The sequence below is a fragment of the Photobacterium sp. GB-36 genome (genome assembly GCF_003026135.1).
Classification (GTDB): domain Bacteria; phylum Pseudomonadota; class Gammaproteobacteria; order Enterobacterales; family Vibrionaceae; genus Photobacterium.
Genome location: NZ_PYNY01000013.1, coordinates 93485 through 104735, shown reverse-complemented (window position 1 = coordinate 104735; position 11251 = coordinate 93485). Strand labels below are relative to the sequence as shown.

Annotated in this window: 8 protein-coding genes and 1 pseudogene; 3 read left to right on the top strand and 6 right to left on the bottom strand. The window is 35.3% G+C overall.

Annotation, left to right across the window (positions count from 1 at the left end):
* Positions 1-258: 258 nt before the first annotated feature.
* From C9J46_RS13190 to C9J46_RS21815, 5 genes are all read right to left on the bottom strand, one after another.
* On the bottom strand, positions 259-1182 hold the full coding sequence (locus C9J46_RS13190) for a DUF4434 domain-containing protein (RefSeq protein ID WP_107207126.1): 924 nt from the start codon (positions 1180-1182) through the stop codon (positions 259-261).
* On the bottom strand, positions 1104-4124 hold the full coding sequence (locus C9J46_RS13185) for a hypothetical protein (RefSeq protein ID WP_107291021.1): 3021 nt from the start codon (positions 4122-4124) through the stop codon (positions 1104-1106). The genes C9J46_RS13190 and C9J46_RS13185 overlap by 79 nt, the downstream gene beginning before the upstream one ends.
* A complete protein-coding gene (locus C9J46_RS13180; RefSeq protein WP_107207124.1) occupies positions 4124-6319 on the bottom strand; it encodes a glycosyl transferase family protein in 2196 nt (731 codons plus the stop codon). The genes C9J46_RS13185 and C9J46_RS13180 overlap by 1 nt, the downstream gene beginning before the upstream one ends.
* Positions 6320-6321: 2 nt before the next feature.
* On the bottom strand, positions 6322-7389 hold the full coding sequence (wecB, locus tag C9J46_RS13175) for a non-hydrolyzing UDP-N-acetylglucosamine 2-epimerase (protein ID WP_107291020.1): 1068 nt from the start codon (positions 7387-7389) through the stop codon (positions 6322-6324).
* A 359-nt stretch (positions 7390-7748) separates the two neighbouring features.
* Positions 7749-8132 carry a C40 family peptidase gene (locus C9J46_RS21815; RefSeq protein ID WP_233217755.1) on the bottom strand — a complete coding sequence of 128 codons (384 nt, stop codon included), beginning with the start codon at positions 8130-8132 and terminating at the stop codon, positions 7749-7751.
* 101 nt (positions 8133-8233) lie between these two features.
* Between C9J46_RS21815 and C9J46_RS21810 the strand changes: the two genes are divergently transcribed.
* A complete protein-coding gene (locus tag C9J46_RS21810) occupies positions 8234-8410 on the top strand; it encodes a hypothetical protein (RefSeq protein ID WP_233217754.1) in 177 nt (58 codons plus the stop codon).
* 541 nt (positions 8411-8951) lie between these two features.
* On the opposite strand, the gene C9J46_RS13165 is transcribed toward C9J46_RS21810, so the two are convergent.
* Positions 8952-9257 carry a DUF6482 family protein gene (locus C9J46_RS13165; RefSeq protein ID WP_107247462.1) on the bottom strand — a complete coding sequence of 102 codons (306 nt, stop codon included), beginning with the start codon at positions 9255-9257 and terminating at the stop codon, positions 8952-8954.
* A 306-nt stretch (positions 9258-9563) separates the two neighbouring features.
* Between C9J46_RS13165 and C9J46_RS13160 the strand changes: the two are divergent.
* Both C9J46_RS13160 and C9J46_RS13155 read left to right on the top strand, forming a co-directional pair.
* A pseudogene (locus C9J46_RS13160) lies at positions 9564-10130 on the top strand (FAD-binding domain-containing protein); the annotation flags it as partial.
* Between the two features lie 113 nt (positions 10131-10243).
* Positions 10244-11134: a fructose bisphosphate aldolase gene (locus C9J46_RS13155; protein ID WP_107247421.1), complete on the top strand. Its 891-nt coding sequence runs from the start codon at positions 10244-10246 to the stop codon at positions 11132-11134.
* Positions 11135-11251: the final 117 nt, after the last annotated feature.

The following is an 11251-nucleotide window of genomic DNA, read 5'->3' as shown; positions in this document are numbered from 1 at the left end:
TTACGTAACTTTCAATCAACCTATAATTCGGACTGAATTTACGATAATAAAACAATATATTCAATTATAAAAAGAAAAAAATAATACACCGTTTAAAATGATTGTAAGGAAAAGGTACTTATATTCTCTCCAACATCATGAATTACATATACTTAAAACTAAAAAAGAGCGACACATCGCTCTCTTATTTAATTAAAATATAATTTACTGCAAATTTATATTTCAATTTTAAATATAAAAAATATACCCACAATGAAATTACTTTTCGCCAACCAATTTCAATGGATTGGAATTGATGGGTAAGTAACGTAAAGAAAACATAGCGTCTGGATGGCAGGTTTTTTCGTTCAAAATGCCGTCGAGTTTTCCTTTACTTATACGATCAGCTTTGAAACTTTTATATGCTTTGTCTTGCACGAAGATTTCGCGGATAATGCCGACATTACAGTCTAAATCATTTAAGTATGCATGCCGTTCATCTGCCGATAATGCTTGAGTTCCCGCACCATTTTGTACGTAGACAATTAAACCCAAGTTTGTAAGTTGCTCTGTCCATAGCTTTATCTGTTTTTGAGGTAATTCACCCGATAGATAAAGGCTTATCATTAATGGCTGGTCATATAACTTCACTTGTTGCGCTAAGATCTCTGCCAACTGTTCTCTTTGAGCTGGTGTTTTGAAGTCATAATCGCTTAATTCCAATGGTAAATATAACCCTTGGACTTTATTAGCATATACCTTTAACCATACTCGCCATTGTAAATAGGATTCATGTAACTTATCGAAATATTGCTTTAAATATACTTTTTGTGCGGTTTGATCTGTATGTATTTGTCGAAAATAATTGGGATCTGAATATAAGCCAACCCATAGCTTTATATTGTTGTCTTGAAGTACTTCCATCCGCTTAGCAAGCCAACCATGTGATTCACCAAAAGTTTCATTGCCATATTGCGTCCATTGGATAACAACATTTTGAACGCCTAGCTTTTTTATTTCAGTTCCAAAATGCTGCCATTGCTTTATTGAAATATCGTAGTCTTGATTGAGTGGTTGGTAAAAGATGCTGAGATCGTTTTTCTGGGCTGTGTTCTGGCAACCGATTAAAAGGAAAAGGAATACCGTACTAATGCAGCATCGTCTGATTTGTTGCGTTGTGAACTTTCTACTGTATGTTGCCATTCAAGACCTACTTCTGAATCTAGGTTCAAGCCATTGTATTTTGTGTTAAACAATTTAAAGTTCCAACTTACTCCCAAGCCAACAACAGTCGATATGTCTTCACTGTCGTCGGCCCATTGTACAAATGTATATGGAGTAAGCCTTTGCTGGTATTTCTCTTTAATTTTAAATGTGTTACCTATTTCGTAGCGAGCAAACAAAATATAATCATGTAAATTATCAACGTAAATTAGACCATCAGCATAAAGACTTTGATATAGCCACTGGTCAGGCTCTGGCTTCCAATCTTTTGACCATTTATCATTTGATAATACGTTGGAACTAATACGAAGGTAAGGTCGTGTTTTACGATCTTTTCCAATAACTCGCTGACGTATGCCTGCTTTTAAGTAGCTGTTATGTTTAGCAAAGGGCTGAATTTGATATGATAAGTCTATATCGGTGATATTGTCCGATAACTTATCTTCAAATCCCCCATTACTTAACGCCGCAATAGAAAAAGCAGAACGTGGTAACCAAGGTTTTTCAAAATAGTATTTGGCTTCTTCGTATAAAAAGTAATTGCCTGTGCTGTTAGTTAGTCCAGGTATCGCATTTTGTTGATCTGTTCCTACCCAACCAGAAACATTGTATTTCCAGCCTAGATCAATATTCTTATGTGAGCTTTGTAAGTACGCTAATAATTTCGGATTAGCTTCTTTTTGTTCAAGTACTTGATCAATCGCAGACTTATAAAGCTGTTGTGCATTGCTAAGATTGCCATTTTTATATTCGAGATCAGCATATTGAGAGATCATATCTACATTTTTTTTGTGCTTCGGATAACGATATGCACTTTCAAATGCACGTAGTGCTAACTGTGGATCTTTTTTATAGGTTTGATAGCCCAGTAATGCACTCGCATTGCCCGTTTTATCATTTTCAAATAGTTTGTTAACTAATCTACTATCGCTAGTTGTCACTATGTGTTCGGCTAGATACTGTGTTAATACTGCTGATTGTGTGTGATCAACTCCCTGCTCTATACGTGCAATCAATATTTCTTGGTCTTCTAACCTTTTAGCAATATCAATGCCTAACTCCCACCATTGTACATTTTTTTTATCAAAGTCCGATTCTACCCAAGACTGATTAGCCAGTGTTGGTTGTCCTACCTTATTAAGTGTATGAATAAAGAGATAACGTGAATATGGCGTAAGCCCTTTTAGGTCAGTACTGTTACGCACCGCTTTAAGCCAATATGTCGAACTGGCTTGATATTCGTTTGCTTTTGCAAACCATTCTGCTAATAGTAATGCTTGTTCTTTGGTGGGTTGTTGCTTAAGCGAGGATTGGTAATGCTTAGCTGCCTTCAGCGGATCCTTATCAGCAACACAATATGCGATTGCTTGTTTTAAAAAGTCATCATTAGTAGATAAGCCTTCAATCAAATGACATTGATGCTGCATTCCCCAAACTTTAGGTGACAATGTCACTATTTTTCGGTTGGCGGCTGCAATACTCTGTGGTGAGAATAATCTTACGTTACGTTGCGTTATATTGAGAATGTTCTTAACAAACATTGGATCAGCGAGTAATTTTCCTTTCTGTTTTTTCAATCCATAGTTAACCATCGAAGCTGCAATTTCATCCCCATTTGGCGACTGTAACGCATTAAAAATAGCATGGCTTAAATCGCTATTCTGATGGTTGTTTTTATAGTTGATAAAAAAGATCTGAGCAGATTTATTATATTGATTTACTTGTGAATAGGCATAAGCCAAATCACGTGATAATGATGGTGATTTATAGCCATCATCTTTTAATTCGTTTATGATTTTCAACCATTTTTCTTGTTGTTTATAATGTGTTAGTAACACCTCTTTTTTCAACTTTTTAGCACTTGCTGTATTAAATTGGGTGTTTTCAATTTGTGTATATAAATTCAATTCACTTGCCAGTTTAATCCACATTACTGAGTCAGTTTCTGGCTTACAGTGTTTAAACTGAAATCGCGCTAGTTCTGCTTTATTTGTACTGATCTTGGTAACTGTCTTTTTTAGACAATCAGACATTACCGAAAATTCTTTAAGTGTTTGTTGATTTAATAAATTAAGATAATCATGCTGTTTGGCAAAAGATTCTGGTAGCGCATTATTATCGTGTAATTTATTGAGCTCAATTTTGGCTTTACGGTATTGATAAGTTGATAATAGGTACTCTATATACTGGTTGTAAAAGTCTTTATAACTACTGTCTAATATTATCTTTTCCGCATATTTTAATGCTTGAGTTTCATTGCCATTTGCGAGTGTATTCAAGGCTAAATACTTTAAATATGTTTGGTTGCTATGTGATGACTCATAAAGTTTTTCTAGCAACGGCTGGGCTTTTTCATGTTTTTTTATTGCATAAAGGTTATACGCTTCAAAATGCAAAGTCGCTAATGATTTATATTTATGAGGCTTACTATACGACCATTCGACTGCAGTTTCTGCATTATATTTTTTTAACAGTTTATAAACATTGTATATAAAGAACTTTTTCATCTGTTTAGATGTTAATGTACTAGCAATACGTTGTAATTGGGTATCCGTATAGATCTTGCCGTTGTTGGCATCGTCAAGCCAAACATTAAGAATGTCATCCCCCCTTTTACCCTGCGGAATTTTAGTTAGATACTTGAGTTGAATGTTGATAGGTTGATCGGCTTTGACTGCTAGCTGATAACCAAATTTTAAAAAAGGAATATGGGCTGGAACAATTGCTAATGCATTATTTAGCTCTTCTAATGCCGCATTGTATTGTTGATTGTTTTGCATTTTAAACGCTTTATCAACATACGGGTATGTACGAAAATGTTCAAGATCAGACAAATTAGTGTAAATATTGTCATCCGCATCAACTCTGATACTTAATAATGTACAAACGCTTGCGATTAAGGCTTTTTCGATATAATTCATTAGTACTGTTTACACTCATTAATAAGGTTATCAACATTCATTTGTTGGTCGACTTGTAATTCAAGTGCTTTATCAATTACTTCTTTGGTGACATAGCGATGATTAATCAAAAATTTTCCGAAGCTTTTTTCATGCTCGTTTTCATAAGCAAGAATTGCTTGATGTAATACAGCAGGTTCAATTGCCCTACTCATTAACAAACACTGCCCCAACTGACTTTGTGTTGCATAGTATTTATCAATCAAAGGCTTATATTTGGCTTTTGAGTATTTATGGTGACCGACCATGGTCTTAATTATGTGATAAGGATTGATCCCTTTTTGTTCTAAATACCAGTATCTTAGCCCTAGTGTCACTGCACCATTGGTGGTGATCACTGATTTAACTGGGCACTTTAAACGTCTCGAAATTGTTGCTTTTGCGACAGGGCTTAATGGCATTTCTTTTCCTAAAATCAAAGTATTACCATCTTTCCGCAAAGGTAGTACCGAGTATTTTAAGGCCAGTTTTTTAGGTAATAGATGTATGAGTGAAGGATCTAATTCAAAGGGATCACAGTGTTCAAATTCTTCTTCAAATTGTTCTGCAATCGCCTGACTTAAATCATCATTGCTGACTATCCCTTGCTCAACTAAATACGAGCCTATCAAGCGATTTTTAGGCATATCAAGAAGGACACTTGTTAGCATCTCTTCTGAAATTTTCATGTTACGTTTTAATATCTCACCAAGTGGTTGCTTTCGTGAATCATTAGCAAGAGTTGGAAAATCATGGGTCGTTTTATCCCAAGCAACACGATGAACATCACCTTGTTGAATTACTTGACGAATCGCACGTACATTAGCTGCAAAGTTAATCACCGTTCCCCAACATAAACGTAGCAATGATAGGAAACCTTCAAAGTAACCATAATAGCGGCTAACAAAATAAAATCGTTGTAATAAGCGGTTGATTAGTAGGAAAGTGTTAATCACTAATAGTACTTGAGTCACTTTATTATCAGCAATAATTGACAAAAAATGATAACCATCTTTCACAAAGTAAGAATAAATACTGAGCGCCACTAATTGAAGGAAAATAACCATAGACAAAAAGCCTATCGTATTATTAATAAAGCCTCTTCTATCGCGCCACAAAAAATAATTTAACTTCCAGTCATTGGTCCATTTTTGTTTATTAAAGCCCTGAAACACGATACCCACTATCCAACGGCTTTTTTGACGTACTGCAGCGCTAAAGGTTGTCGGAAAATGTTCACGCACACAAACCACACTACCATCGTGCAGGGATACGCCTAATGACGATTCTTTTAGTGTTGGTTGTTCTTTATCAATAATAGGAAAACGTACAAATATCTCGCTCATGCCCCACTGTTTTAAGCGTAAGCCTATCTCATAATCCTCAGTTAATGATTGAACATCGAACGCTAAACCATCACCGGTAACCAATAGTTTTAAAATTGCTCTGCGACTAAAACAGGTACCCACACCAGCACTAGGTACTTGCCCTGCAATAGATTCACGGACAACAACATCTTTGCCATGTAATTCTGCAAATTCGTCCGCATAATGCCCTGGCGTCATTTGATACCATTTGCGGGTATACGGATATACAGGTAACTGAATGAGGTCTTTTTCAGGCAATAAGTAGTTGTAAAGACGTAATTCCATTGGCGATACAATGTCTTCAGCGTCATGCAAAATAAACCCCGAAAATTTAATCTTTGCCTTTTTCTCAAATTCAATAATTGATGAGATAATATTATTTAAGCAATCAGCCTTGCTAGTCGGTCCTGGCCTTGCACACACAACTTTATGCACGTTAGGAAAACGCATGCAAACTCGATCAACATCAGCTTGGGTTTCAGGATCGTTCGGATAAGTGCCTACAAATATTTGGTAATTTTCATAATCCAAACTTGACGCGGTAAGCTCAGCCATTTTGTCAATAACACCAAATTCCTGCCAGGCTGGTACCATGATAGCCAGTGGTTGTTCGTCTTTTTGATAAAGATCATCCACGTTTTTGCGTGTGTATTTTTTATAAACGGTTCCTTTACGCCATAAGTGACGCACCCAGTAATAAATATCAACAAATAGATCATCGATACCGCAAATACATAAGATCACCATAGTCACAAATAAAACGAGACGTAATCCATATAGGTAATAAATGAAAATATCGAACATATCCATAATTAGAACTCTTGCACTCGTTGGAGAATGATTTTGGATGCATTTCCTTTACCATATGGATTAAAGCAAGCGTCTGATTTACCAATAGATAATAATGTTAAGGCCGCATCTACAATAGATTTATAATCTTTTGCTCCTGCAAGTTTTGATAAACCTAAATGTATTGCTTCTGGTCGCTCTGTCGTTTCTCGTAAAATCACAACAGGCGTGCCATAAGTCGGTGCCTCTTCTTGAATACCACCAGAATCGGTCATAATTAAAACAGCAGAAGCTAATAGTTGCTGAAGCGCTAGGTAATCTAACGGCTCAACAATGGTAATATTTTCAATGCCACTTAAGTTATCTAATACAGCTTGCTTTACTGTTGGGTTGGGATGCACGACAAAGACAAAATCTAATTCGGGCTTAATTGAGGAGAGATGTTTAATTGCTTGGCTGATTGTGGGAATGGATTGCCAATTTTCACGACGATGAGTCGTAACTAATACTGTATTGCTCACCGTAGGGGTCACTAACCCTTTATTTATTAATAACTTTTGTGCATCAATTATAGTGTTGCCCGTTACAACGGTTGTATCTATATTAATCCCCTCTGCTAATAATGCTTTTTGTGCAATTTCAGTAGGGGAAAAATGTAAATTCGCAATACGAGCGACTAATGTTCTATTAGATTCTTCCGGAAATGGATGTTGTAAGCTGCCAGATCGAAGCCCTGCTTCAACGTGTCCAATACAAGGTACTTTTGTGTAATACGCTGCCAAAGCCCCAGCAAGAGTTGAGCTGGTATCACCATGAACCAAAACGCAATCGTAGCTATTTTTTTGCAGCAACGGTTGAATATTTGTCATTAAGCCAGATAAAAGATCAACTAATGTAGTACCAGTTGGACGTTGAAATATATAATCAGGTTTAATATCAAAGACTTCAAATGTTTGCTCTGCAAGAGAATCATGTTGACCAGTGTGACACCATTCAATAGCTTTATCTTGGTTTTTAAATTCAGTATACACCGGAGCCATTTTTATTATTTCAGGTCTTGTCCCTGTAATAAGTAATGTTTTTTTATCCATAATACTCACCCATTAATAAAATAAAGCGTAATATTCTATCCATGTAAAAACAGTGGTTACTAATTGAAATAATTACATTTACTTTCTTTAACTTGTATAAACCGTAAACCTTTAATTTAATTAAATGTAATAAAATCTTAATATAAAATTCATATAACTTTACTATAGGTATCAGTTAAAAAATGAGTTGATTTAATCGGACTTCTAAAATAACACGAGATAAACTTTATAAATTATTAGTATATTTATAGTTTCTAAATGAATAATTTCAAATCTATATTTCAATTTTTTATTCATATACATATAAAAAAAGTGCCACTATATCAGCAGCACTTAGTTCACTTTATTTCATTAATCGTCTAATCAACTAATCGACGTATTTGCCATAGACGTTTACGCCAATAGGGATGATTAATATTGGATATAGCCACACCGCGTGAACTTGTTGCATTCACAAAACGTCCGTGATCTAAGTAGATTCCAACATGGTGATGCCAGCCACTGGTTTTAAAGAAGACTAAATCACCATAGTGAAGGTTTTCTTTTCTAACTTTATAACCTAATTTTACTTGCTGTAATGTGGTTCTTGGTAAATGTACATGATAGACCTCATTAAACACTCGACGAACAAATGCTGAGCAATCAATACCATGATGTGAGTTACCACCATAAAGGTATGGCGTATGCGCCCAATGTGAATAAGCATGCCAGATCTTAGCACGCCATTTTTGAGACAGCCTCAAATTCCTGACATCAGACCAAAATGATCTGTGATGTACGTAATGCCCTTTCAAGGTGTAGTAATCGACAGGAATTCTATACCTCCTAGCACTAACATGATGCCTTGAGTGACTATCATGGTACCTTGAGTGACTATCATGGTGTGAGTAATGCGATTTATGCACTACATGATGATTTGTGCGGTGGTGTGTTGAATGTGCATGATGCGTTTCATGCTTCTCACTATGTTTTGGTGTTTTGCTATGTTTATGTTCAATATTATGACTGTAATGGTGAGTAACTACATGATGATGAATATTTGAATGATGTTTTTTATCAAGTTCAACATGATGTTCAGAATGCGTATGTGCGAATGCTGTTATCGGTAAAGCTATTAAGGACAATAATAACGTCTTTCTTAATTTAGCTTTTAATACGTTTTTAAGGCGATATGAAGACATGAGTGATGCTGCTATGTTTTTATCGTCTACTAATATAATCGCTTATTATTGCAACTTAATAAGCAAGATATTGCTTTTTTCGATAGTTAGTATTATGACTTTGATTCTATAGAGAATAGACAGTTATAAAAACAGATATTAGATATTACTAACTTTTTATTTTTGAAAAATAAGCTATTAGTCATCACTATGAATAGTCTACATTGATTATTTAGCAATAATTCGATTTTATTTACAGAAATATGCAGCTATTTATCACACAATCATTCACCTTATGAATGGCTCTGTTTATATTTAAATATATTGATTATCGTTTTGTTGTCATTTATTGATAGTGATTAAAATGACAAGAAAAGCACCTCATTTATTATACTCAGTAATTTAATAAAGTTTATTATTGCTTAATGGAACTTCTAAAGTATTATCTTGTTTGCCATTTGGCATACCTATCATTTCATCGTAAGCACTTTGTTGCCTAAGCACCCAGGTTTTTACTTTTAATTTCCTGCATATTTTTTGTATTTCTAATATAGAAATCGCTTTGATGTAATCACCTTTTTCATTAGTAATGTAATGCTCTTGTTCATCTATAACCACTGATACTTGATACAATGATAAATCTAACGAATGAACAACCAATTTATCAATGTAAAAGAATTTTTCTAGTTTACTTAGTGGCATCGTCATCATGTGTCTCTTCTCTTTGTTTTAAACATTAAGTGTAATGACTGTTACGTACCAAGTGAGAAAAAAGATTATTTACTTCGTAATGTTATATACCCAAGCAACCTCAAGGTGCAGTGTTCAGCGAGACGACCTTAGCTCTGAATCAGGCATATTGAAGTCGCTTGGGTATACATTGTTTTAATCATACAAGTACTCTAGATTGATGATAAAAGTAAATGTGTGTGGCTTATTGCGATTTATCGGCCAATCATTGGAAGATATGAACCATCAGTTTGCTGTGTAAATAGCCAAGTCTTTATCTTTCACGGCAATACTGGGATCCCTCTTATAGATGCTTGCAGGCGATGTTTGTATCACACCGGCTATATCAATTTCAGAATGCGTTCAATGCTTGTTAACTTTCTTACCCACCACTTGAATATTGACTGGCATGACGATGTCACTCACCTTGCCCAATTGTTTTTATATTTCGAACCCGGTATTCATTACAGCCAATTCCAAATGCAAGCTGGTGTCACAGGTATTAACACTATTCGTATTTATAACCCGACTAAACAGGCACAAGAACATGATCCTGATGGTGAGTTTATCCATAAATGGATACCTGAATTAGCAAATATCCCCGTTCCTTTGTTATTTGAACCTTGGACGCTTAAAGAATTAGAAGTTGTGATGTACCAACTAGATAACAACAGCCGTTATCTTTCCCCCATTATTGATCTGGCTCGCAGTTCCATAAAAGCGAGAGAACGTTTTTGGGGATGGCGAGCCCGTGATGATGTTAAATCAGAGGTAAATGCGATACTTAACCGACATGTAAGAACTAAAAACACGCAGTGGCTGTTTTTAGCTTTTAATTGTCAAAAGTTATAAATTCAGCAATAAAATTATTCGTTATAGTTTGTAACAAGTTAGAAAGATAATAAATCTGTAGAAACGCTGAAGCATGTGGCACTGAATCACAAGTAGTCCCAGGGGGAATTATGATGACATTTTCAAAACAACTAGAAAAAATGCGTACTCAAGATGGTTTCATTGCAGCACTTGACCAAAGTGGCGGCAGCACACCTAAAGCATTAAAAGCTTATGGTATTAATGAATCAGACTACAATAATGACGAACAGATGTATGATCTTGTTCATGCCATGCGCTCTCGTATTATTACAAGCCCAGTCTTCACTAGTGATCGTATTATCGGTGCTATTTTATTTGAAAATACGTTAGACCGTGAAATTGAAGGCAAACCAACTTCACAATATTTATGGGAAGAAAAAGGTGTTGTTCCCTTTTTAAAAGTCGATAAAGGCTTAGAAGATAAAGCTAATGGCGTACAATTAATGAAACCAATGCCAGAGCTAGATCAACTCTTAGCTAAAGCAAAAGCTAAAGATGTATTCGGCACTAAAATGCGCTCTGTGATTTGGGAAGCCAATGAACAAGGTATTAGAGATGTGGTTGCACAGCAAATTCTATTTGCTCAACAAATTATCAATGCTGGTTTAGTGCCTATTATTGAGCCTGAAGTGAGTATTGATAGCCCAGAAAAAGCGCAGGCTGAAATTATCTTAAATCGTGAGTTAATGTCTCAATTAGATAATTTACACCCTAGCCATTACGTTATGCTAAAACTCACACTTCCAGAGCAACCTAATTTATACGCTGATACGATCTCACACCCTAATGTAATTAGAGTGGTTGCTTTATCAGGTGGTTTTCCACTTATGAAAGCGTGTGAAAAGTTATCTGAAAACAACGGTATTATTGCAAGTTTCTCTCGTGTACTTACCGATGATTTATATGCAGATCAGCCTCAATCTGAGTTTGATGCTGCTTTGGCAGAAACAATCGAACCTATTTATCAAGCTTCCCGCACCTAAGTTTGTAAGTAAATAACTTAGCTGCTCATGGTTAAGTTATGTTGGAATTAATTACTGCCACGGCGATCAACATGTTTGATCGCCGTTTTTTTGATCCTTCTTAATCACTTTCTATTT